Annotated in this window: 30 protein-coding genes; 25 read left to right on the top strand and 5 right to left on the bottom strand. The window is 66.1% G+C overall.

Annotated elements, in window-relative coordinates; genetic code table 11:
• Positions 1–9: 9 nt before the first annotated feature.
• The 4 genes from IPG50_07250 to IPG50_07235 are packed head-to-tail and all read right to left on the bottom strand — an operon-like array spanning position 10 to position 7,091.
• Positions 10–1,065: a PEGA domain-containing protein gene (locus IPG50_07250; protein ID MBK6691988.1), complete on the bottom strand. Its 1,056-nt coding sequence runs from the start codon at positions 1,063–1,065 to the stop codon at positions 10–12.
• Positions 1,062–2,549: a protein kinase gene (locus IPG50_07245; GenBank protein MBK6691987.1), complete on the bottom strand. Its 1,488-nt coding sequence runs from the start codon at positions 2,547–2,549 to the stop codon at positions 1,062–1,064. Before IPG50_07245 ends, IPG50_07250 begins: the two co-directional genes overlap by 4 nt.
• Positions 2,546–4,825 (bottom strand): hypothetical protein, encoded by a 2,280-nt coding sequence (locus IPG50_07240; protein MBK6691986.1) that lies wholly within the window; start codon positions 4,823–4,825, stop codon positions 2,546–2,548. Before IPG50_07240 ends, IPG50_07245 begins: the two co-directional genes overlap by 4 nt.
• A gap of 55 nt (positions 4,826–4,880) precedes the next feature.
• Positions 4,881–7,091 (bottom strand): hypothetical protein, encoded by a 2,211-nt coding sequence (locus IPG50_07235; protein ID MBK6691985.1) that lies wholly within the window; start codon positions 7,089–7,091, stop codon positions 4,881–4,883.
• A 600-nt stretch (positions 7,092–7,691) separates the two neighbouring features.
• Here IPG50_07235 and rplV point away from each other — a divergent pair.
• The 22 genes from rplV (at position 7,692) to IPG50_07125 (ending at position 18,065) form a co-directional block, all read left to right on the top strand.
• A complete protein-coding gene (gene rplV / locus IPG50_07230; GenBank protein ID MBK6691984.1) occupies positions 7,692–8,033 on the top strand; it encodes a 50S ribosomal protein L22 in 342 nt (113 codons plus the stop codon).
• Between the two features lie 39 nt (positions 8,034–8,072).
• Positions 8,073–8,777 (top strand): 30S ribosomal protein S3, encoded by a 705-nt coding sequence (gene rpsC / locus IPG50_07225; protein ID MBK6691983.1) that lies wholly within the window; start codon positions 8,073–8,075, stop codon positions 8,775–8,777.
• A gap of 38 nt (positions 8,778–8,815) precedes the next feature.
• Positions 8,816–9,232, top strand: a complete 417-nt coding sequence (rplP, locus tag IPG50_07220) for a 50S ribosomal protein L16 (protein ID MBK6691982.1) — start codon at positions 8,816–8,818, stop codon at positions 9,230–9,232.
• Positions 9,233–9,250: 18 nt separating this feature from the next.
• Positions 9,251–9,460: a 50S ribosomal protein L29 gene (gene rpmC, locus IPG50_07215; GenBank protein ID MBK6691981.1), complete on the top strand. Its 210-nt coding sequence runs from the start codon at positions 9,251–9,253 to the stop codon at positions 9,458–9,460.
• Positions 9,461–9,467: 7 nt separating this feature from the next.
• Positions 9,468–9,761, top strand: a complete 294-nt coding sequence (gene rpsQ / locus IPG50_07210; protein ID MBK6691980.1) for a 30S ribosomal protein S17 — start codon at positions 9,468–9,470, stop codon at positions 9,759–9,761.
• A gap of 7 nt (positions 9,762–9,768) precedes the next feature.
• Positions 9,769–10,137 (top strand): 50S ribosomal protein L14, encoded by a 369-nt coding sequence (rplN, locus tag IPG50_07205; GenBank protein MBK6691979.1) that lies wholly within the window; start codon positions 9,769–9,771, stop codon positions 10,135–10,137.
• Positions 10,137–10,466, top strand: a complete 330-nt coding sequence (gene rplX / locus IPG50_07200; GenBank protein MBK6691978.1) for a 50S ribosomal protein L24 — start codon at positions 10,137–10,139, stop codon at positions 10,464–10,466. The genes rplN and rplX overlap by 1 nt, the downstream gene beginning before the upstream one ends.
• Before the next feature lie 29 nt (positions 10,467–10,495).
• Positions 10,496–11,125, top strand: coding sequence for a 50S ribosomal protein L5 (gene rplE, locus IPG50_07195; GenBank protein MBK6691977.1), 630 nt, complete (start codon positions 10,496–10,498; stop codon positions 11,123–11,125).
• A gap of 60 nt (positions 11,126–11,185) precedes the next feature.
• Entirely contained in the window at positions 11,186–11,371 is a 186-nt protein-coding gene (locus tag IPG50_07190; protein ID MBK6691976.1) for a type Z 30S ribosomal protein S14, read from the top strand.
• 4 nt (positions 11,372–11,375) lie between these two features.
• Positions 11,376–11,771 carry a 30S ribosomal protein S8 gene (gene rpsH, locus IPG50_07185; GenBank protein MBK6691975.1) on the top strand — a complete coding sequence of 132 codons (396 nt, stop codon included), beginning with the start codon at positions 11,376–11,378 and terminating at the stop codon, positions 11,769–11,771.
• A 5-nt stretch (positions 11,772–11,776) separates the two neighbouring features.
• Positions 11,777–12,358: a 50S ribosomal protein L6 gene (gene rplF / locus IPG50_07180; GenBank protein MBK6691974.1), complete on the top strand. Its 582-nt coding sequence runs from the start codon at positions 11,777–11,779 to the stop codon at positions 12,356–12,358.
• 12 nt (positions 12,359–12,370) lie between these two features.
• The gene (locus IPG50_07175) at positions 12,371–12,730 is read left to right on the top strand and encodes a 50S ribosomal protein L18 (GenBank protein MBK6691973.1); all 360 of its coding nucleotides are present in this window, start codon (positions 12,371–12,373) and stop codon (positions 12,728–12,730) included.
• Positions 12,731–12,812: 82 nt separating this feature from the next.
• Positions 12,813–13,361: a 30S ribosomal protein S5 gene (rpsE, locus tag IPG50_07170; GenBank protein MBK6691972.1), complete on the top strand. Its 549-nt coding sequence runs from the start codon at positions 12,813–12,815 to the stop codon at positions 13,359–13,361.
• A gap of 2 nt (positions 13,362–13,363) precedes the next feature.
• Positions 13,364–13,546 (top strand): 50S ribosomal protein L30, encoded by a 183-nt coding sequence (rpmD, locus tag IPG50_07165; GenBank protein MBK6691971.1) that lies wholly within the window; start codon positions 13,364–13,366, stop codon positions 13,544–13,546.
• Between the two features lie 3 nt (positions 13,547–13,549).
• Positions 13,550–14,005: a 50S ribosomal protein L15 gene (rplO, locus tag IPG50_07160; GenBank protein ID MBK6691970.1), complete on the top strand. Its 456-nt coding sequence runs from the start codon at positions 13,550–13,552 to the stop codon at positions 14,003–14,005.
• Between the two features lie 7 nt (positions 14,006–14,012).
• Complete coding sequence (gene secY, locus IPG50_07155; protein MBK6691969.1) at positions 14,013–15,359, top strand: preprotein translocase subunit SecY; 1,347 nt, start codon at positions 14,013–14,015, stop codon at positions 15,357–15,359.
• Positions 15,356–15,988 carry an adenylate kinase gene (locus tag IPG50_07150; GenBank protein MBK6691968.1) on the top strand — a complete coding sequence of 211 codons (633 nt, stop codon included), beginning with the start codon at positions 15,356–15,358 and terminating at the stop codon, positions 15,986–15,988. The genes secY and IPG50_07150 overlap by 4 nt, the downstream gene beginning before the upstream one ends.
• Positions 15,989–16,034: 46 nt before the next feature.
• Positions 16,035–16,277 carry a translation initiation factor IF-1 gene (infA, locus tag IPG50_07145; protein ID MBK6691967.1) on the top strand — a complete coding sequence of 81 codons (243 nt, stop codon included), beginning with the start codon at positions 16,035–16,037 and terminating at the stop codon, positions 16,275–16,277.
• A gap of 36 nt (positions 16,278–16,313) precedes the next feature.
• Positions 16,314–16,427, top strand: coding sequence for a 50S ribosomal protein L36 (rpmJ, locus tag IPG50_07140; protein MBK6691966.1), 114 nt, complete (start codon positions 16,314–16,316; stop codon positions 16,425–16,427).
• Between the two features lie 25 nt (positions 16,428–16,452).
• The gene (rpsM, locus tag IPG50_07135) at positions 16,453–16,830 is read left to right on the top strand and encodes a 30S ribosomal protein S13 (protein ID MBK6691965.1); all 378 of its coding nucleotides are present in this window, start codon (positions 16,453–16,455) and stop codon (positions 16,828–16,830) included.
• A gap of 41 nt (positions 16,831–16,871) precedes the next feature.
• On the top strand, positions 16,872–17,291 hold the full coding sequence (gene rpsK, locus IPG50_07130; protein MBK6691964.1) for a 30S ribosomal protein S11: 420 nt from the start codon (positions 16,872–16,874) through the stop codon (positions 17,289–17,291).
• 276 nt (positions 17,292–17,567) lie between these two features.
• Positions 17,568–18,065 (top strand): hypothetical protein, encoded by a 498-nt coding sequence (locus tag IPG50_07125; protein ID MBK6691963.1) that lies wholly within the window; start codon positions 17,568–17,570, stop codon positions 18,063–18,065.
• 2 nt (positions 18,066–18,067) lie between these two features.
• Here IPG50_07125 and IPG50_07120 read toward each other — a convergent pair whose 3' ends face one another.
• Positions 18,068–18,226: a hypothetical protein gene (locus IPG50_07120; protein ID MBK6691962.1), complete on the bottom strand. Its 159-nt coding sequence runs from the start codon at positions 18,224–18,226 to the stop codon at positions 18,068–18,070.
• A 285-nt stretch (positions 18,227–18,511) separates the two neighbouring features.
• On the opposite strand from IPG50_07120, the gene IPG50_07115 reads away from it, so the two are divergent.
• The 3 genes from IPG50_07115 (at position 18,512) to IPG50_07105 (ending at position 21,831) form a co-directional block, all read left to right on the top strand.
• Positions 18,512–19,753 carry a bile acid:sodium symporter gene (locus IPG50_07115; protein MBK6691961.1) on the top strand — a complete coding sequence of 414 codons (1,242 nt, stop codon included), beginning with the start codon at positions 18,512–18,514 and terminating at the stop codon, positions 19,751–19,753.
• A 254-nt stretch (positions 19,754–20,007) separates the two neighbouring features.
• Positions 20,008–20,637: a 30S ribosomal protein S4 gene (gene rpsD, locus IPG50_07110; protein MBK6691960.1), complete on the top strand. Its 630-nt coding sequence runs from the start codon at positions 20,008–20,010 to the stop codon at positions 20,635–20,637.
• A 168-nt stretch (positions 20,638–20,805) separates the two neighbouring features.
• Positions 20,806–21,831 carry a DNA-directed RNA polymerase subunit alpha gene (locus IPG50_07105; GenBank protein ID MBK6691959.1) on the top strand — a complete coding sequence of 342 codons (1,026 nt, stop codon included), beginning with the start codon at positions 20,806–20,808 and terminating at the stop codon, positions 21,829–21,831.
• Positions 21,832–21,915 lie beyond the last annotated feature (84 nt).

Below are 21,915 nucleotides of genomic sequence, written 5' to 3'. Positions count from 1 at the left end.
ACAGGGGACTCAGCGGAACGTGAAGGGGCGACTCGCTTGCGCGACGCCTTCGCCCAGGTTGCCCTTAGGCCCTTCGTAGCTGTCCTTCGGCTTGAAGAGCACGACACCTGCGACGCCGAGGCCTCCGGCCACGAGGACGCCGCCCGTGATCCACGCCCAAGCCGGCAGGCCTCGGCTGGGTTCGGCGACGAGCGTGATCGAGAGCTCGCGGGAGTCCTTGTCGCGCAGGAAGACCTCCTGGGCGTACGGCTGCATCTTCTCTTTCGTGACGCGCACCGAGTGGCCGCCGCTCGGCAAGACGCCGCTCCACGTGCCCGCGCCGACGAACTTGCCGTCGATCTCGATCCGCGCGCCCTCGTCGGCGCGAATCGAGACGCGCGCTTCATGCACGATGCGCGTCAGCGCCGCGTCGAGCGTGACGTCTGAGCCGCCGGCGACGGGAACGTCGCGGAGGAACTCTTCAAAGTCGTTCTTCTTCACGCGGACGCGCCGCGGCCCCATGTCGATGACGAGCGGCTCGAGCGGCGAGCGACCCAGGAGCTCCTCGTCGAGGTAGATCTCCGCTTCGGGCTCCGTCACGTTGATGCGGAGCTTCGCGGTGAAGGGCTCGATGACCTTGATGAGCTCGCGCGCCTCGCCCATGTCTTCGTTCGAGAGCTTCTCGAGGCCATCGGCGAGGTATTGGCGCACGAGCTTCAGCGTCTTGGCGTAGTGGCGCAGGTTCTTCTCGCAGGCCGCCATGTTCCAGAGCAGCCGAGCGTCCTTCGATTTGTCGTAGGCGGTCTTGAATTTCACGAGGGCACCCGCGTGATCGCCGTCGGCGAAGAGCACTTTGGCCGACTCGTATTCGCTCTTGGCGTCACCGGTCAGCGTCTCTGCGAGTCCGGGAATGGCAGGCGGCGCCGGCGGCGGAGGTGGCGCTGGAGGAGGCGCAGGAGGAGGGGGCGGCTCCGCCACCTTCGGCGTCTTGGGCTTGCCCTGGGCCGACGCGATCGTCGCGTCGGTTGTTGCGGCGAGGCAGAACGCGAGGGATGCGAGGCAAACGAAGCGGGTTCTTGTTCTCACTTGATCCCCATCTGGAGCGGGTTCTTCGGTTGGGTCGGAGCGGCTGGTGCGGGTGCTGCGGAGACCGGTACGGCGGGAGCCGCGAGGGGCGCCGACGGCGCAGCGGCGGCGGGCTTCGGCGTTGCGGGAGTCGCGGCGGATGTTGCAGGTCGCACGCGACCTCGGGTGCGAGGCTCGTCGGCCTTCGGCACTTCTCGGGGGGGCTCTGCGGCGGGCGCCGCGACGGGCAGGGCCTCGAGCGCCTTGATGGCCGCTGGCGCCTCCGGCGGCGACGCCACGGTCGCGGTCGTTGTGGCGGGCGGAGCCATCGCGGCGACGGGCGTCGGCGCCGCGCCTCGTCGCACGACGACCACGGCTGCGGCACCGATGGCGCACGAGATGGCCACCACCGCCGCCACGATCGCCGAATTGCGCTTCGGTGGGACCGGAGGCGCTTCGGACGTGCGGGTCGAGATGTTGTGTGCGGTGACGGAGCTCGCTGGACTCCCGGGCGGTCGCGGGCGGGCCGAGAGGTCCGACGACTGTAGGGTCGCGTCGACCGGCGGCGTCTGCGGCGTGCCCGAACTCGGGATCTGAAATGTCTCGCCAAGCACGCGCGCGACGCTCTCGACGCTTTGCCGGTCGCGCGCATGCGCGAAGGGCGCGATCGCATGCGACAGCGCAGCGACGCTCGCGTGACGGTCCGCCGGCGACGACATCATGCACTTTTCGATGGCCGTCGCGAGGCGCTCCGGCACGTCCGGGCGCTTTGAGCGCAGCGGCTCCCTTTGATTCCGGAGAATGCCGGCGACGACTTCCGGGATCGTCATGCCCGGAAAGGGCGGGCCTCCGGTGAGCAGCTCGTAGAGAATGACGCCGAGCGCCCAGATGTCGGAGCGATGGTCGACGTCTTTGGGCGCCGTCATTTGCTCCGGCGACATGTAATAGGCCGTGCCCATCATGCCCGACGTCTTCGTGAGGGCGCCCTCGTTGGAGCTCGACTCAACCTTCGAGATGCCGAAGTCGAGGACCTTCACGATGGAGCGCTTGTCGGGCTGAATGGCGAGGAACAAGTTCGAGGGTTTGAGATCGCGGTGGACGATCTTCGCCGCGTGCGCCTGCGCGAGCGCCTCGCAGGCCTCGAGCACGTAGCGAACGGCGTCCTCGACTTGCAGCGGTCCGCGGCGCTCGAGCTCCTTCGCGAGGTCGTGCCCCTCGAGGTACTCCATGACCATGTAGGGGGCGCCGTCCTCGAAGTTGCCGACGTCGATGACCCGCACCACGTGCTCGCCGCGAATCTTGGCGGCTGCGCGCGCCTCCCGCGCGAAGCGCTCGACGATCTCGGCGTTCGCGAGCGCCTCCGGCAGCAGGTACTTGATGGCGACCTTCTGATCGAGCTGCAGGTGGTGCGCCGCGACGACGGCGCCGAAGCCGCCGACGCCGAGGATCTGCTCGATGCGGTACTTGCCCGCCAAGAGGGCGCCGGTGACGGGGACGCCGCTCACGGGGCACACACCTTGTTGCTGGCACCGCCGTCCGGCGAGACGCACTTGCCCGAGCAAGGGCAGTCAATCGGGGCGGCGCAAGGCTTGCCGATGCAAGTTGGGGCCCCCGCATCCGCCGGCGGCGGAGGGCTCGCGTCCGTGCCAGCTTCCGCGTCTGCGTCGAGGCCCGCGTCGAAAATGGAACCCGACGCATCGCCCTTGCCGCCGCCCGCGTCGAAGGGGCCCGGGATGCTGCCGCCTACGCATTGAGACGGTACCGGTGCCCAGTGAATGCCGCCGCCTTGGGCTTCCGCGGCGTGGAGCGCGTAGTAGACGGCCTGGCCGCCACCGGCAGAGGGCCGAGGCGCGAGCGCGATGCCGAGGAGCGGATCGGTCGTCTGCACGACGAGTACGCCCTCCGTTGAGCCGTCGTGGCGTCGCCACATGAGGCCCGCATCACTCGTGTAATAGACACATACGCCGTCCGAGGCCACGCCGCGGCGTAGGTAGCCCGTGGCGTCGTTGGTGACGCCGTTGGTGTCGGGCTTTCCCGCGGTCACGTTCACGGCGCCCGAGATTTGTGGGCTCGGTCCCAAGGCGATGCCGGTGCGGTAGAGGCCCTTGCTCGTCAAGAGGTAGGCCGAGGGCCCGCCGGGCGACGACGCGACCCCGTCGATGCGAGCGCCATCGCTGAGGAGCACCGGCGAGCCGCACGCGCTGGCCTTCATGTCGCAGACGCCGACGTGACCGAAGCGGTCGCCCGCGATCACCAGCAGGTCAAGCCCGGCGACGGTCGTCATGTCGCCAGCCTGCATCAAGACTGGCTCGACGCCCCCAGTACGGAAGAGGCCCTGCGCCGTCGCGAAGTACTCGAAGGCGTCGACCCGCGTTGCGGCGCGCACGTTGGCGACGCTGATCGATTGAAAGGCCGTCCCCATCAGGTGATACGCCTGCGCACCCTCGTTCGAGAGGTAGACCTCACCGAGCGGTGCACGATCGAACCACCACGCGCCGGCGCTGGCCGTGACGCCGCTGAGCGGTTGAACCGTCGGCGAGCCTGGCATCACGCCCACGATCTTGTTCGCGCCGGCGGCCACCAGCGTGCCTCCTTGTGTGGCCACGACGCTTGTGGGGTAGTCGATGGCGACCACGAGATCGCCCTGCGGGGTCACCACGTCGGCGTCGCGTGGCGTTGCCGGGCCGCCGTCGTCTTCGGGCGACGCGGGGCCGCCGACGAGCTCGGCGCAAACGGGGTTGCTCTCGGTCTTCGAGCGGCAGGACTGCGACGCGTAGAGCTTGATGGTCTGCTGCTTGAGCAGGCGGCACACGAACGCCGGAAGCTTGATTTGGCCGCCCTCGGCCTTCCAGCCGCCTTCGCCGCTGTCGAGCGGAACGAAACACTCGCGCGGCCGGATGCACTCGCCGGTGTCGGGCGTCACGAGCGCCAGGTTGATCTGCGCGGCGTTCTCCGTGGTGAGCTTCACGGAGCACGAAGCACGGTCGAGGGTGATGTTCGCCGGTCGAACGTCCTGGGGCCGGCTGCCGCCGGGGGGGCCATCGGAACCCGGGCCCGCGTCGACGGCTCCCGCGGGAGTAGCCGGCGGCTCAGTGACGGCCCCTCCTTCCCCGACGGGCGTCGCTGTCGCGAAGCACTGAGCGACGTCGAAACACTTGTCCTTCTTGTCGCCAGCGCCCACGAGCTCCTCGCGGAACGGAGGGAGCGTGTTGAAGTCGACGAACGCGTCGGCGCACTCGCCGTTGATCCACGTGTGCTCGGGGTTCGGGCAGTTCGGCGTGAAGAGCATGACCTGCGCCGGATCGGAGTTGCCGGCCCCGGTCTGGCCCGCCGTGCTGGAGCCGTTCTTCTTCGCGGGCAACGCGTCGGCGGAGATCTGCGCCGTCACTGACCCGTCGTTGACGAAGGTGAGGGGAATGCGGAGCAGCGAGACGAGCCCGCCCGGCGGGATCGACGTTCGCACGTCGCGAAGGACACGCGCCTTCTGCTCTTGAAAGGCGACCACGCGAATGCGAACCGTCGCGTTCGGATCATCCGGCTCCGCGATGGCGAGCGTCGCTGGCAGGAGGATGTCGCCGTCGGGGGTGACGCGCCCGATGGTGCTGTATTTGACGACGTTGTTGGTGCTGATGGTGACGCCGACGGCGTTCACGTCTTTCGGCGCCTTCATGTCCGTCGTGACGGCGAGCATGAGCCCGCTCTTCTTTGACGCGCACGCCGGACTCGCCATTGCGAGGAGGCCGCCGGCCGCTAGCACCCACCCCAGGCCGCTCTTTCTCATGGAGCCTCAGAGTAAGGCGCATGGCGAGCGCCCTTCAAGCGCGACGCCAGCTTTCTCACGGCCCACACGTGCCGCCGGTGCACACCCCGTTGCAGCACGGAGGGTCGCCGGTTCCGCCGCACGCGGAGCCTGCGGGAAGGCACTCGCCGTGGCCGATTCCACCCGAACAATCTGCGGGGGCCGGCATCCAGTAGAGCCCGCCACCCGAGCTGAGCGGCGCGTACACGGTGTAATACACGGCCGGCTGGCTCCCGTCGGTCCCGGGCGCGCTTCCCAACGCCACGGCGAGCACATGCCCGCCGGCGGGCGCCGTCGCGACCGTTCCGCTCTTGGCGCCGCCGTGGGTGATGTAGGAGAGGCCCGTGTCGTTTGCGTAGTACACGCAACTCTCTGAGGCCGCGAGGCCACGTCGGAAGTACTGCACGAGGTTGAGCCCTGAAGCCTTTGGCGACGTGTCCGTTGTCAAGCGCGTCACGGATATTGTGCCATCGGGGCCCGTGGCGGTGCCGAGGTACACTTGGTCCCCAACGATGGCGTAGACGCTTGCTCCTGCGCCGGCCCATGTCGCGAAGCCGTCGACGCGTCCCGAACCAACGCTGTTGACGACACCGCACACCACATTCCCCGCGACGAGCTGGCAGAGCCGGACCTGTCCTGTCGTCGTGCCAAAGACGAGCGTGCCTGGGAGGGAGCCTGGGATGAGGGCTGAGATCGCCGGGCCGGGCGAGAGCGGCGTGGGCGCGCCGCCGTCGAATTTCTGGTTGAACATCGACGCCGCGCCCAACGGCTGCGAGGTCCCCTTGCCTAGGCCCGAGGAGGTCCCGAAGTACAGCGAGGCGTCGAAGTCGACGGCGGCGAACAGCGTTGGCCCTGATGTGCCGAGCGTCGCGGTTGCGCCTCCGCCACGTCTCGCGTAGCCCGTCGTCGTCCCGTCCGTGATGACGACCCCGCCGTTCACGCGGTCAACCCATGGCGCCGTTGCGGTGAAGGCTGGGACGCTGGGGAAATCCGAGACGGTGGGCGCGGCCGTCGCTACCGCCACGTACACCGTACGGCTCGCTCCGGCCATAACGAGGGTGCTCGGATCGGAGAACGCAAGGCCAGAGGGCCGGTCTTCTGGTACGAGCAAGGCACCGCCCGCAACGGAGCCCGCATCGTTGCGCAAGCCGCCGTCGGCCGGCCGTTCAACGGTAGCGTCGGGCCCTGACGCGGCGCTGCCGACGGCGTCGACGCAAACAGGGTTGGCCTCCGTCTTCGCGGCGCAGCCTTGCGACGCGTAGAGCCGCAGACCCTTCTTCTGATCGCCCAGCAAACGGCACACGAAGCTCGGGAGCTTGATCTGCCCGCCTTCGGCCTTCCATCCGCCGTCGCCGCTGTCGAGCGGCACGAAGCACTCACCGGGCCGAATGCACTCGCCCGTGTCGGGCGTGACGAGGGCGAGGTTGAGCTGCGCCGGGCTCTCGGTGGTGAGCTTGACGGAGCACGACGCGCGATCGAGCGTGACAGTGCGCGGCAAGAGGTCTTGCGGCCAGAGGTTGCCGCCCGCTCGCCCGGCGTCGACGGGCGCCCCGTCCTCGCCGCTGGGCGTGGCGGGCGCGCTGTTCAGGCAGCGGCCCTCGACGCACGTCTGTCCGGCGCTGCACGTGGTCGTCCCGCACAAAGGAGCTTCGCCCACAGCGGGCGCCTCGATGGATGTCGCGGTGGCAAAACACTTCGCCACGTCGAAACACTTGTCCTTCTTGTCGCCGGCGCCAACGAGGTCTTCACGGAACTCGGGGAGCGAGTTGAAGTCGACGAACGGATCGACGCAGTCGCCGTTGACCCACGTGTGCTCGGGGTTGGGACAATTCGGAGCGAAGAGCAGCACCTGCGCCGGATCCGAGTTTCCGGCTCCCGTCTGTCCGCCCGTCGAGGTCCCATTCTTCTTGGCGGGCAGCGCGTCGGCGGAGAGCTGCGCGGTGACCGAGCCCTCGTTGATGAAGGAGAGGGGAATGCGAAGGAGCGAGACCTTCCCGCCCGGTGGGATGGAAGTCCGCACATCGCGAAGGACGCGCGCCTTCTGCTCTTGGAAGGCCACGACGCGAATGCGAAGCGTCGCATTGGGATCGTCCGGCTCGGCGATGGCGAGCGTCGCCGGCAAGAGGATGTCGCCGTCGGGGGTGACCCTACCAACGGTGCTGTACTTGACGACGTTGTTCGTGCTGATCGTGACGCCGACCGCGTTGACGTCTTTCGGCGCCTTCATGTCCGTCGTGACGGCGAGCATGAGCCCGCTCTTCTTCGAAGCACACGAAGGGCTCGCGCCCGCCAATACCGCCCCTGCCGCGATCGCCCATCCCCACCCCTTGCGCATAACCCCGCAGAGTAGAGATCGAGCGCATCAACAATGGAAAGCCCGGCTGCACCCGCCCCGGTCCGCATCCGCCCCTGCGCCGCCTGCTCGCACACCTGGCGCCGCCGCCGCAGGGCGCGCGCCGCCGGGCGTTCCCGGTCTCCTTAAAGGACAACACCGGCCTGCGAAGGGCCTCGGCCGCGAAATCTCCTGGCCGACCGCACTCTTTGTCCTTGCCAAGAGGCCGTGTGTGCGTAAAGTACGCCTCCCTTTCCGGCCCAGCTCCCTTGGCCTCTGCCAAGAGAGAATCCGAAAAGGGATCTCGGCTGTCGTAACGGCCTGCCCGCTTGGTTTCGGCCTCGCGGGGAACTCGAGTTCGAAAGAGCGCGAGCGGGTACGACGAAGCCTCGACACCCCGGCCACGAGTTTGCGCACCTCAAACGGCGCAACCCTTGACCGGAAACCCAGGTCGGCTCAATGGCAGAGCCGCATCGGGGTCCTCCCGCCTCCGCCTTCTCTCAGAGGTTCGATCCCATGGTCTCCAAAGCGATCGCACGCTTCGCGCACCTCAGCCCGCGCAAGGCCCGAGTCGTCGTCAACCTCGTCCGCGGCCGCCAGGCCGGCGAGGCGCTCCAGCTCCTCGAGTTCACCCGCAAGTCGGGTGCGCCGGTGCTCAAGAAGATCATCGAGAGCGCGGTCGCCAATGCCCGCACGCAGAGCCCTGGCGTCGACCTCGACGCGCTCTTCGTGGAGACGGCCTTTGTCGACAAGGCGCCCAACAAGTTCATGCGCCGCTGGCGCCCCCGCGCCATGGGTCGCGCCACGCGCGTCCAAAAGGGCATGAGCCACATCACCGTCATCCTCGGCGAACGCTGAGAGACACTTTTCAGGAACCTCAGGAAAGAGTCCGATCACATGGGTCAGAAAGTTCATCCCCACGGCTTCCGCCTTGGCGTCATCAAGACCTGGAACTCGAAGTGGTTCGAGGACAAGTCGTACGCCAAGTGGCTCCATGAGGACATCCGCATCAAGCGGGCCGTGAAGGACTTCCTCATGCACGCCGGCATCGCCAGCGTCGAGGTCGAGCGCGCGGCCAACACGGCTCGCGTCATCATCTACGCGGCCAAGCCCGGCATGGTCATCGGCAAGGGCGGCAAGAGCATCGAAGTGCTCAAGGTCGGCAACCTGAAGACGGCCGCCAAGGGCGAGCCGCTCTTCCCCGGCCTCCAGTCCTTCACCGAGAGCGAAGTGCTCCCGCCGGACGTCCGCGAGATCCGCAAGGCCGAGACGGCCGCGCAGCTCGTGGCCGAGTCGGTTGCGCAGCAGCTCGAGCGCCGCGTCGCTTTCCGCCGCGCCATGAAGAAGGCCGTCTCGACGTCGATGAAGTTCGGCGCCAAGGGCATCCGCATCCGCTGCTCGGGCCGCCTCGGTGGCAGCGAAATGAGCCGCGTCGAAACCTACCGTGAGGGGCGCGTGCCGCTCCACACGCTTCGCGCCGACATCGAGTTCGGCACCGCCGAGGCCCGTACCAAGTACGGAATCATCGGCGTCAAATGCTGGATCTTCAAGGGCGAGGTCCTGCAACGCAGGAACCGCCGCTCGCCGCTCGACGCCGCCTGAGGCAGACGCGGCATTCAGACTGATTCGAGGACCCTCCCATGCTTTCCCCCAAGCGAACCAAGTTCCGCAAGGTCCAGAAGGGCAACAACCGCGGTATCGCACGTCGCGGCTCCGATCTCGCCTTCGGCGACTTCGCGATGCAGTGCGTGGAGCCCGGCCGCATCTCGTCTCGTCAGATCGAGGCGGCCCGTATGGCCATCACGCGCCACGTGAAGCGCGCCGGCAAGCTCTTCATCCGAGTTTTCCCCGACCGTCCCGTCACCAAGAAGCCCCTCGAAGTTCGAATGGGTGGAGGCAAAGGCGGCGTCGAGGCCTGGGAGTGCGTCATGCAACCGGGCCGCATCATGTACGAGATCTTGGGCGTCGACGAGAAGACGGCCCGTGAGGCGTTCCGCCTCGCAGGTCACAAGCTGCCGGTCGGTTACCGGTTTCTAGCCCGCAGCGCGGTCGGCTGAGAGCCGAGGAGGATTCCCGTGAAGGCCAAGGATTTGAACGAGCGCACCCTGGAAGACCTGAAGGATCTGGAGAAGAGCCTTCGCAAGGACTTCTTCCAGAATCGCCTCAAGAACTTCACCAATCGGCTCGATGACACGAGCGCGATTTCGAAGACGCGTCGGGATATCGCCCGCGTCCTGACCCTCCAGAACGAGAAGTCGCGGGCTCAGGCCGCGGCGAAGAAGTGAGCGGCACATGACAGCAGCAGCCCAAACGAACACGGCCTCCAGCGCGCACGGCTTCCGCCGCACGATGTCCGGTCGCGTGATCAAAGCCAAGATGAAGAAGACGGTCGTCGTCGAGGTCGTCTCGGCCGGTCGCGACGCCCTCTACGGCAAGTACGTTCGCAGCCGCAAGCGCTACAAGGCCCACGACGAGACCAACCAGTACAAGGTTGGCGACTTGGTCGAGATCCAGGAGCACAGCCCGATCTCGAAAGACAAGCGCTTCGTCGTCACCAAGCTCGTCAAGAAGTTCATCGAGGAGTGACGCAGTCATGATTCAAATGCGAAGCATGCTCGAGGTCGCCGACAACAGCGGCGCGAAGCGCGTTCAGTGCGTCAAAGTGCTGGGCGGCTCGCGGCGTCGGTACGCCGAGCTCGGAGACGTCATCGTCGTCGCCATCAAGGAAGCCGTCGCCGGCACCAAGGTGAAGAAGGGCGACACGGCCAAGGCCGTCGTCGTGCGCACCGTCCACCAGCAGTCGCGCCCCGACGGCAGCTTCATCCGTTTCGACGAGAACAGCGCCGTCCTTATCAACGCCCAGCTCGAGCCCATCGGCACCCGCATCTTTGGGCCGGTCGCTCGCGAGCTCCGCGGCAAGAAGTTCATGAAGATCATCTCGCTCGCACCGGAGGTGCTGTGATGCTTGCGCGCATTCGTAAGGGCGACACCGTCGTCGTCATCAGCGGTGAAGACAAGGGCAAGACCGGCGTCGTGACGCGCGTCCTCGCAGAAGACGGCAAGGTGGTCGTTGGCGGGCTCAACCTCGTCAAGCGGCACACGCGCCCCAACGCTCGCGTTCAGCAGGGCGGCATCATCGAGCGCGAAGCGCCGATGTTCGCCAGCAAGGTCATGCTCGTCGATCCGAAGACCGGCAAGGGCACTCGCGTCCGCATGGGCAAAGACGAGAAGGGCAACAAGATCCGCGTCGCCAAGAGCGGCGAGCACATCCCGGCGCCTGCGCGCGCCTGAGACGCGACGGACGAGAAGGAACTCAAGTCATGGCGGCTGCGAAGAAAGAAAAAAAGCAGAAGGACGGCGGCGAGGGCGCGACCCACGCGGCCGTGACGTCGACCGCAGAAGCGGTCACGCCGCGCTTTTTTACGAAGTATCACAAGGAGATCGTTCCGGCGCTCACCAAGCAGTTCGGGTTCAAGAACCCGATGCAGGTGCCGCGGCTTGAGAAGATCGTCGTCAACATGGGACTCGGCGCTGCCGTGGCGAACCCGAAGATCATCGACGCGGCCGTCGAAGAGCTCCGCGCCATCACCGGCCAGAAGCCGGTCGTGACGCGCGCCCGAAAGGCCATCGCGAGCTTCAAGTTGCGCGCGGGCATCCCCATCGGTGCGATGGTCACGCTCCGCAGCGCCCGCATGTGGGAGTTCGCCGACCGCCTCATCACGCTCGCGCTCCCGCGCACGCGTGACTTCCGCGGCGTCTCGCGCAAGGCCTTCGACGGCCAGGGCAACTACACCCTCGGTCTTCGCGAGCAGATCATCTTCCCTGAGATCAACTACGACCGAATCGACGTCATCAAGGGGCTCAACATCAGCTTCGTGACGACCGCAAAGAACGACGAAGAGGGGCGAGCGCTCCTCCAGCACTTGGGAATGCCGTTCCGACACGCGTGACGCACGCAAGAACGCACTCCCTTAGGCCCAACGAAGAGACTTCAGTAAGGACGAAACGAAATGGCACGTGCCTGTCAATTCGCCAAGTTGAACCGCGCGCCGAAGTTCGCGGTCCGCGCCCGCAGCCGATGCAAGGTCTGTGGACGTGGCCGCGGCTACTACCGCAAGTTCGAGCTTTGCCGCATCTGCCTCCGCGTGTTCGCGCTCCGAGGAGAGATTCTCGGCGTGATCAAGGCAAGCTGGTGACGCCATGATGACCGATCCCATTTCAGACCTTTTGACCCGCATTCGCAACGGCGCGCTCGCGCGCCACGACCGCGTGGAGATGCCCCACTCGAAGCTCAAGGAGCAAGTGGGTCGTGTTCTCAAGTCCGAGGGCTACGTGGACGACGTCCGCGTGAGCGAGGGCGAGGGACCGCGCACGCTGACCATCGTCCTCCGCTACGGCCGCGACAAGTCGAGCGCCTTTGATGGCGTTCGTCGCGTGTCCACGCCGGGCCGCCGTGTCTACGTTCGTCACGACCGAATCCCGCGCGTCCGCTCGGGTCTCGGCGTGTCGATCCTGAGCACGAGCCACGGGGTCATGACCGACAAGGACGCGCGTCGCCAGAAGGTCGGCGGCGAGCTCCTCTGCGAGGTTTGGTGAACGCCATGACGACTCCCATCGCTGATCTGCGCCAGTCTCGCGTCGGCAAGCGCCCCGTCGAGATCTTGAAGGGCGTCACCGTCTCTCTCAAGGACGGCGTCATCGACATCAAGGGCCCCAAGGGCCAGCTCTCTCGCAAGCTCCCTCCGAACGTCGACGTGAAGGTCGAGGCCACTAAGGTTTCGGTTCAGCCGACCATCGGCGGCCGCGACGGCGCTCGCTTCCAGGGTCTCGCTCGCGCGCTCATCGGCTCGATGATCCAAGGCGCAGGCGTCGGCTATGCGAAGACGCTGCAACTCGTTGGCACCGGTTACCGCGCAGAGCTCAAGGGGCAGGTCCTGAACCTGTCGCTCGGCTTCTCGCACCCGGTCACCTTCACGTTGCCGGCGGGCATCAAGATGGAAATCCCTAGCGACTCCAAGGGCACCATCATCAACATCTCCGGTCCCGACAAGGAAGTCCTTGGTGCGACGTGCGCCAAGATCCGCGGGTTCCGTCCCCCCGAGCCGTACGGTGGCAAGGGTGTTCGCTTCCAGGGCGAAAAGGTTCGCGAGAAGGCCGGTAAAGCGGCCAAAGGCAGCAAGTGAGGAGAATGAGCGATGGGAATGCGAATCGTTGGTCGCGAGCGGCGTAAGCTCCGCATCCGTCGCAAGATCGAGGGGACGAACGAACGTCCGCGCCTCACGGTCTTCCGCAGCGCCAAACACATCTACGCCCAGGTTGTCGACGACGTGGCCCGTTCTACGGTGGCCCACGCGTGCACTCTTACGAAGGACCTCAAGGCAGGCGCTTCTGAAGTCGCCAAGGCCGAGGCCGCCAAGCAGGTCGGCGCCGCCATCGCGAAGCTCCTGCTCGCGAAGGGCATCGACAAGGTTGTCTTCGACCGCAACGGGTACATGTACCACGGCCGCGTTCGCGCCCTCGCCGAAGGGGCTCGCGAGGCAGGTCTCAAGTTCTAATTGACGGAATGCCTGCGCGCCCAGGCCGGTTGCCCCGGCTCGGACGCAAGGTGGCGCAGAGGCGCTCTAAGGAATCTCAATCATGGCGTTCGTACAGGTCGACGAAGAAAAGCTCAAGGAGCGGATCATCCACATCAACCGCGTCGCGAAGGTCGTCAAAGGCGGCCGTCGCTTCTCGTTCTCGGCGCTTGTCGTCGTGGGCGATGAGTCGGGGCACGTGGGCGTTGGGCTCGGCAAGGCGAACGAAGTTCCCGAAGCCATTCGCAAGGGCAACGACCAAGCGCGCAAGAACATCTTCCGCGTCCCGCTGAACGGAACCACCGTTCCGCACGAGGTCCTCGGTCACTTCGGCGCCGGCAAGGTCTTCCTCCGCCCCGCCAGCGCCGGTACCGGCGTTATCGCCGGTGGCGCTGTCCGCGCCGTCGTCGAGAGCGCGGGCATCCACGACATCCTCTCCAAGTGCCTCGGCACGTCGAACCCGCACAACGTTGTCCGCGCGACCATCAAGGCGCTCAAGTCGCTCCGCAGCCTCGAGCAAGTGGCGAGCCGGCGCGGCAAGCAGGTCGAGGACCTCACGGCGTCGGACCGAAAGTCCACGACCAACCTCGCGGCCGTCGCGGGAGGTAGCTGATCATGAAGGCCGAGCTTCGCGTTACCCAAGAGAAGAGCCACATCGGTCGCTCCGAATCGATGCGCATCACCCTGCGAGGCCTCGGCCTCCGGGGCATCGGCTCGCAGGTCGTCGTCAAGAACACGCCTTCGTTCCGAGGCGCGATCAAAAAGGTGATTCACCTCGTGAAGGTGGAAGAGGTCTGAGTCATGGCCGACACGCTGTCAAAACTCCAGAAGCCCGCCGGTGCGACGCGCCCCAAGACCCGTAAGGGTCGCGGTGTCGGTTCCGGCCTCGGCAAAACCGCTGGCCGCGGCCAGAAGGGCCAATACGCCCGCAACGGCGTTCGCCGCGAATTCGAAGGCGGCCAGACGCCCCTCGCGCGACGCTTGCCGAAGCGCGGCTTCAAGGTGCCGTTCCCCGTGAAGCTCGCCGAGATCAACGTCGGCCAGCTCGAGTCCTTCGCGGCTGGCGCGAAGGTCGACGAGACGGCGCTGCGTGACCGCGGCCTCATCAAGGGCCCCTGCGAGCGCATCAAGATTCTTGGCCAGGGCGAGCTTACCAAGGCTGTCACGGTCACGGCGCACGCGTTCTCGAAGGCTGCCGCGGAGAAGATCCAAAAGGCTGGCGGCAAGGTGCTCTTCGTCAGCGCCAGCGAGTCCTGAGATTGCGATGAGCGGCCTCTCCGGTTTCGCGAACATCGGCAAGGTGCCCGAGCTGCGCAAGCGGGTCGTGTTCACCTTGGCGCTGCTCGCGGCCTACCGGGTCGGGGTCTTCGTGACGATTCCCGGCGTCGACCGGAACGTCATGCAAGCCGTCGTGAGCAAGGGAGGAGGGCTCCTCGGGCTCTTCAACATGTTCAGCGGCGGCGCCCTCGGTAACCTCTCGATCTTCGCGCTCGGCATCATGCCGTACATCAGCGCAAGCATCGTGATGCAGCTGCTCGCGATGGTCTTCAAGCCGCTCGAGGAGCTCCGCAAGGAGGGCGAGAGCGGCACGCGGAAGATCAACCAGTACACGCGCTACGGCACCGTCGGCTTGGCCATGGTGCAGAGCCTGTTCTTCATCGCCATGAACCTCGAGGCCGTCAGCCACGGGGACCTGTCCGACATGGGCAACGTCGGCGACGTCGTGTTGCATCCCGGCTGGGGCTTCCGCCTCATGACGATGCTCAGCGTGACCACCGGCACCGTCCTCTTGATGTGGCTCGGTGAGCAGATCACGGAGCGGGGCATCGGCAACGGTATCTCGCTCATCATCTTCGCCGGCATCGTCGAGGGCATCCCGTCTGGGATGGTCAACTACTTTCAGACGAACAAGGGCAACATCCAGCCCCTCAACCTGACGGCGTTTGTCGCGATCATCCTCGCGACGGTGGCGGTCATCGTCTTTTTTGAGCAGGGGCAGCGGCGCATTCCCATCTACTACGCGCGCCGAAATGTTGGCCGCCGTGTCTACGGCGGACAGACGGCTCACTTGCCCCTCAAGGTGAACACGGCCGGGACCATCCCGCCGATCTTCGCCTCCTCGCTGCTAATGTTCCCCGCGCAGCTGGCGAGCTTCAAGATTCCCGGGATGACGATCCTTCAGGATGCGCTCTCGCGTGGCGACTGGGTGTTCAACACCTTCTACGTCGGCCTCATCATCTTCTTTTGCTACTTCTACACCGCCGTCACGTTCCAAGCCGTGGACGTTGCCGAGAACCTCAAGAAGCAGCAGGCGTTCATCCCCAGCATTCGCCAGGGCAAGCAGACCGCCGAATACATCGACTTCGTGCTCACGCGAATCACGTTCGGGGGCTCCCTCTACGTGGCCGCCGTCTGTGTGATCCCGACGATCGTGAGCCAAGCGTTCAAGGTGCCCTTCCAGTGGGGCGGCACGTCGATCATGATCGTCGTCGGTGTTGCTCTCGACACCGTTCGCCAGATTGAGGCGCACCTCATCACGCGCAACTACGAGGGGCTCTCGGGGGCGGGCGCCAAGGCCAGCCGCGTGCGCGGCCGGAGGGACATCGGATGAGAATCATCCTGGTAGGTCCGCCCGGCGCCGGCAAAGGCACGCAGGCGAAGATTCTGTGCAAGCTGGCGGGTATCCCGCAGCTATCGACGGGCGACATGCTCCGCGAGGCGAAGGCCACAGGGAAACTCCCGCAAGACCTCGTCCAAAAGATGGCCGCCGGGGCCTTGGTACCCGACGAGGTCGTCATCGGCCTCATCGAGGAGCGCACCTTGGCCGACGACTGCAAGGCCGGCTTTCTCCTCGACGGCTTTCCGCGCACCGTTCCGCAGGCCGAAGCCCTCGACAAGATGCTGGCATCACGAGGTATTTCGCTCGATCACGTCGTCGCCATCGAGGTGCCTGACGACCTCCTGGTCGAGCGCGCGACGCTGCGCCGTACCGACAAACGGACTGGACAGATTTACCACTTGAAGTATAGCCCGCCTCCTCCCGATGCCGACCTTGAGCATCGGGCGGACGACCGCGAAGAGGTCGTCCGGACGAGGCTCGCGACGTATTCGAAGATGACCGCTGATCTCTTGCCGTTTTATGCGCAACGATCCGGCCTTCTTAAGCGAATTCACGGAGTGGGTAGCGTCGAAGAAGTCACCGGTCGGGTGCTTTCGGCGACGGGCTTGAGCGAAGGATGAGCATTGCGGGGGGGGACCGCCTGCTTCGGTGGGCGAAAGGTGTTGGATGAGCGAACGACGGGAACGAAAAGAGCCGAAAGGCGACAAGCTCGAGTTTGACGGGGCTGTGCAGGAGGCGCTGCCGAATGCCATGTTCCGCGTCAAATGCGACAACGGGCTCGTCGTTCTCGCCACCATTAGCGGACGCATGCGGCAGTACTACATCCGCATTCTCCCCGGCGACCGCGTGACCGTTGAAGTCAGCCCCTACGATCCGAGTCGCGGCCGTATCACCTACCGCCACAAGTGAGCCACCCGAGCATCGGGTTCAGCAACGAGAGACATCATGAAGGTTCGTCCGAGCATCAAAAAAGTTTGTGACAAGTGCAAGGTCGTCCGCCGCAAGGGCGTCGTCCGCATCATCTGTGAAAACCCGCGGCACAAGCAGCGCCAGGGCTGACATCTAGGATCATCAGAGGAACACCATGGCTCGTATTGCTGGCGTCGACCTTCCCAAGCACAAGCACATCGCCTACTCGCTGCCCTACCTCTATGGCATCGGGCAGAAGCTCGCCAAAGAGATCTGCGGCAAGGCGGGCATCGCTCCCACGAAGAAGACCGAGGAGCTGACGGAGTCTGAGATCAAGCGCATCCGCGATCTCCTCGAGACGGACTACGTCGTCGAGGGCGATCTCCGTCGCGAGGTCCAGACCAACATCAAGCGCCTGATGGACATCGGCTGCTACCGCGGCCTCCGCCACAGGAAGGGCCTCCCGGTCCACGGCCAGCGCACCCACACCAACTCGCGCACCCGCAAGGGCCCGCGCAAGGGTGTCCTCTCGCGCCGGAAGCCCACGGCCTGAGCCACTGATTTTCGTCTGACTAGGTTTCGGAGAAGCACGACATGTCGACTGCGAAAACGGCCACCAACTCCACCGCGCCCAAGGCCAAGGGCACCAAGAAGAAGGTCAAGAAGAACGTCGCGACAGGAATCGCGCACATTCAATCGACCTTCAACAACACCGTGGTCACCATCACGGACATCAACGGCAACGCCGTTTCGTGGTCGAGCGCCGGTTCGCGCGGCTTCAAGGGCTCGCGCAAGAGCACGCCCTTCGCGGCGCAGCTCGCGGCCGAAGAGGCTGCCCGCCGTGCGATGGAGCACGGCATGCGCTCCGTCGCCGTCTTCGTGAAGGGCCCCGGCGCGGGGCGCGAGAGCGCTCTCCGCGCGCTCCAAACGGCCGGCTTCAAGGTGACGCTCATTCGCGACGTGACGCCGGTGCCGCACAACGGTTGCCGTCCGCCGAAGCGCCGTCGCGTCTGACGCGGAGCTCCGATTCCGCCAGTCGGCGCCAAGAGTCTGCGCCAGAAGGAGGCCCGGTCGCACAAGCGCCGGGCCGTTTCCTTTTTGTACCTGGCCACGTTGCAGAGGCGAGCGGCCTTGTGGCCCCCAGGAACCAGCGGCAGCCGCCGCGTCCTGCCTTCTGCCGAACCGGCGTTTTTGAGGTCGGTCCCACACGCCGTTCGAGGGTGACCGCCGAGCCTGCAGGTCTAAACCGTACGAGGGCGCGCTGGCACAAAAGGTGGAGTCCGAAAGAGCATGAATGCCTCGGCTCCTCTTGTCCTTCTCGCCTTCGTGCTCGTGGCTTGTGGTGATGCGCCGGGGGAGCTTCCGCCTCCGAAGATGAAGGTCGCGGAGCCGCCCGCGGCCTCCCAGAACGAGCTCTACACCGAGGGCACGTCACCCGCGTCGTCGGGGACCCCAACCGCCACGAGCGGCACCGACGCAGGCGTGGCGACCCCCCTCATTCCCAGCCCCGCCTTAGGCGATGCGGGGCCCTCAGCAACGCCCGGTCCCGACGCATCGGCGGCCATCGGCCCGGAGGTGTGTCGAGCGTTGGGACGCTGCTGCGCCAAGGTTACCGCGTGCGATGCAGAGTTCACCGCGTGCGCGCGGATCTTCATGGCGGACGATGCGGCCACCTGCCAGACGGCGCTCCAGGCCTATTCGGTGGTGACCTGCGAGCACTCGATGGCGGAGCCCGTAAGCTTGCCCGGCTTCGCGGGCTGCCCCGAGCCGTATTGGGATCGACCCTGACCTCACGGCAGCGCCGCGGCGATGGGCGCGCCGCCATCGGTCATGGCGATGGGGCGTCCAATGGGAGAGCGGTTCGCGGCCCCCGCCGTGCGCGGATCGATGTAGGAGCAGGGCGCGCATTGCCGCTGAGCCGCCTGCGATCCGAGCGCTGAGTCCTTCACGCATCAGGCTCGCTGTGGCGCGGGGTCGCGGCGGCGCGCACCGTTGGTGGCGCCGCCTCACCGTGGTGCCACGTCTCAAAACCGGCTGAAGCGCCCCGCGAGAGCGCACGCGAAGGTTTCTTGGCGCAGGTGCTGCACTGCGCATGGACGCGCACATCCCTGGTTTGGTGCCGATCCTGCTTCGTTGGATCCAGCGAGGCGTTGCCACGTGGCACTCACGCGCTCGCACACCGGGATCGTGGTCCGGGAATTGTGGTCCGGGGGAGGAGAGAGGTTTCGCATTTGATGCACGCCAACGAGAACGACACGGCTCCCAAGGCTTTCTCCGTCGCGCCCCAGAGCCGCGCCGACAGAGCCGAGCCGGCCGGCATCCTTCGTCGCGGCGATCGCTGGGTTCGGGAGCATTCGCTCCTGCTCCTCGTCTTGACGATGATCTCGGCATTCTCGTGGCCGCAACTGGCCGCCAAGGTGTTTGCGCGCGGGGCGACGTTCCACGTGCCCGGGACCGGCTGGACCTACGATGCGCCGAGCCTCGCGCTGTCGGTCATCATCCTCGCCGCTGCCATCCGCTGCACCCCGGCGGATTTCGTTCGCGTCTTTCGCTCCAAGGCCGGCGTCGCGAACCTCGTCACGGTTTACGTCGCCGTGCCCGCCGTCACGCTCGGCATCGCGTTCGCCACCATGAGCCTTGGCGGAGCCGACCTCCGCGCCATCTGCATCGGGCTCGTCCTCTTGATGATCGTTCCCGTCGCGACGACCTCGGCCGTCTGGACGCGCTCGAGCCTTGGTAGCGTTCCCGTCGCGCTCAGCACCATCGCCATCACGAGCCTCGTTGCCGTAGCCCTTGTGCCGCCGATGCTAGGTCGGCTCGCCGGTGCCTCCGGTCTCGAGGCCATGTCAGCACCGCTCCTCGCGAAAGTTCGGTTCCAGGTGGTGTTCGCGTTCGCCGTCCCGCTTCTTGTGGGCACCTCCATCCGCTCGCTGTTGCCGCGCGTCGCGACGGCCCTCGAACCGGTCCTCTCCATTCTCAGCATCATGGTGCTGCTCGCGTTTATCGGCGACACGACGGCTGCGCTCCGTCCGCACCTCACCAGTCACGACCACCTCCTCGCGATCGCGCTCCCGCTGACGGTCCTCGTCAACGTCCTCGCCTTCGCCATCGGCTACACGGCAGCGCGGCTTCGCGGCCTCTCCAACGAGGAGACCATCGCCCTCGTCTTCGGCACGGGCATGCGGAGCACCTCGACGGCGCTCGTCGTCGCCGCGTTGTGTTTCCCGGCGTCGCCCATCGTCGCCTTGCCGCCGATCCTCTGGAGCTTCACCCAACAGCTCCTCGCCGGCGTCCTCAGTCGGCGCATCCTGCACGCGCGCGACCGCGCCGAGCCGGTGTTGCCGCTCACGCGCCGCATGGTCCAGGCGGCCAAGCGGGCCTCCCGTCCGACGTTCGACGATATCGAGGCGCTCCTCGAAGACTCGCTGGTTTTGAACCCGAAGCGCGCCCCGCTGCCGAGCCACCCGAACGGCTGACCAAGCGGATGTAACTGTAGGAAAAGAAAGGTAAATGGCCTCGCCTCGGCGGGGCCTTTTGCTTTCTGGAGCGCCGCCGCCTTGCCACCGGCGGGAGCGCTAGGGCCGGTAACTCTTGCCATTTCCAGCGACAAGAGTAGAACCCGGCGCCCCGCTCCCATCATGGGAGCACGCCGGGAACGAAGCGGCTCTGGCCGTGTAAACCGGTTTTCTTGGCCTCCCCCGGGAGGCTATCGAGAGAAGGATCGAATCAGATGGCTCGTTACATTGGCCCGGTGTGCAAGCTTTGCCGCCGCGAAGGCATGAAGCTCTTCCTCAAGGGTGAGCGCTGCTACTCCGAGAAGTGTTCGTACACGCGCCGCGCGTACCCGCCGGGCCAGCATGGCCAGGCCCGCATCAAGCTTTCGGAGTACGCCATCCGTCTCCGTGAGAAGCAGAAGATGCGCCGCATCTACGGCATCCTCGAGCGTCAGTTCCAGAAGTACTACTTCGAGGGCACGCGTCGTAAGGGCCGCACCGGCGAGGCCATGATTCAGATCCTCGAGTCGCGCCTCGACAACGTCGTCCACCGCCTCGGCTTCGCGTCGACGCGCGCCGAGGCCCGCCAGGTCGTCAAGCACAACCACGTGCTCGTCAACGGCAAGCGCGTCAACATCCCGAGCGTTCAACTGAACGCCGGCGACAAGATCGAGATCCGTCAGCAGAGCCGCGCCATCGCCGGCATCAACGCTTCGCTCGCTCAGGTCGAGAAGCGCCCGATGATGAGCTGGGTCGAGCTCGACAAGGCGAACTTCGTCGGCGTCTTCAAGGGCGTCCCGGTGCGCGACGAGCTCAACGAGCCGCCGATGCGCGAGCAGCTCGTTGTCGAGTACTACTCACGCTGACAACGCGGCGCGCAGGAGAGGCGTGCTGCTCTGCAGCGCGCCTCGGCTACGTACTCCGCGCACAATTCTTCTTTCTCTGATTCGCACGGGCAGGCGACGGGTCGGACCTTCGAGCGGGTTCGAAATACGACTGGGCTCGCCGCGTGAACTCAAACAAGGACCGAGAGCATGAACACGAACATCGTCACTCGTAACTGGCGCGACCTCATTCGTCCGCGCGGGATGCACGTCGAGCCCGAGACCCTCACGGAGTTCTACGGCAAGTTCACCTGCGAGCCGCTCGAGCGCGGCTACGGCATCACCCTCGGCAACTCGCTTCGTCGCGTTTTGCTCTCGTCGCTCCAGGGCGCGGCCATCACGGCCGTTCGCATCGAGGGCGCGCTCCACGAGTTCACGGCCGTCAACGACGTCGTCGAAGACGTGACCGACATCATCCTCAACCTCAAGGAGGTCGTCCTCAAGGCGGCGTCCGCGAAGACGTACACGGTCCGCCTCGAGAAGGAAGGCCCCGGGCCCGTCTACGCGCGCGACATCCAGCTCGTCGACGGCCTTCAGGTGCTCAACCCCGATCACCTCATCGCGACGCTCGATAAGAAGGGCCCCATCCAGATGGAGCTCACCATCAACGTGGGCCGCGGCTACGTCCCCGCCGAGCGCAACAAGACGGCGACGATGTCCATCGGGACCATCCCCATCGACGCGCTCTACGCGCCCGTTCGCAAGGTCAACTACACGGTGACCAACGCCCGCGTCGGTCAGCAGACGGACTTCGACAAGCTCACGTTCGAAGTTTGGACCAACGGCGCCGTGAAGCCCCAGGATGCGGTCGCCTACGCGGCGAAGATCCTCAAGGAGCAGCTCACGATCTTCATCAACTTCGAAGAGACCGACGAAGCGTCGTACCAGGCCTCGGCGGCCGACGACGAGCCGCTCAACGAGAACCTCTTCAAGTCCGTTGACGAGCTCGAGCTGTCGGTCCGTTCGGCGAACTGCCTCCAGAACGCCAACATCACCCTCATCGGCGAGCTGGTTCAGCGCACCGAGCAGGAGATGCTCAAGACGAAGAACTTCGGCCGCAAGTCGCTGAAGGAGATCAAAGAGATCCTCGCCGGCTACGGCCTGTCGCTCGGCATGAAGATCGACAACTGGCCTCTCATGGTCGAGCGCTGGAAGGCGCAGCAGAACCAGAACTAGTCACTGCCCGTCGGGGAAGGGCCGCGAGTTGCGCTGCCCTTCCTCGTCGGCTAGCCGCGTACGCTACGCGGCGAGGGTATGGAG

This window comes from Myxococcales bacterium (assembly GCA_016703425.1).
Classification (GTDB): domain Bacteria; phylum Myxococcota_A; class Polyangia; order Polyangiales; family Polyangiaceae; genus JADJCA01.
Note: the sequence above shows the minus strand (reverse complement) of the source record. Positions and strands in the feature narration are given on the sequence as shown.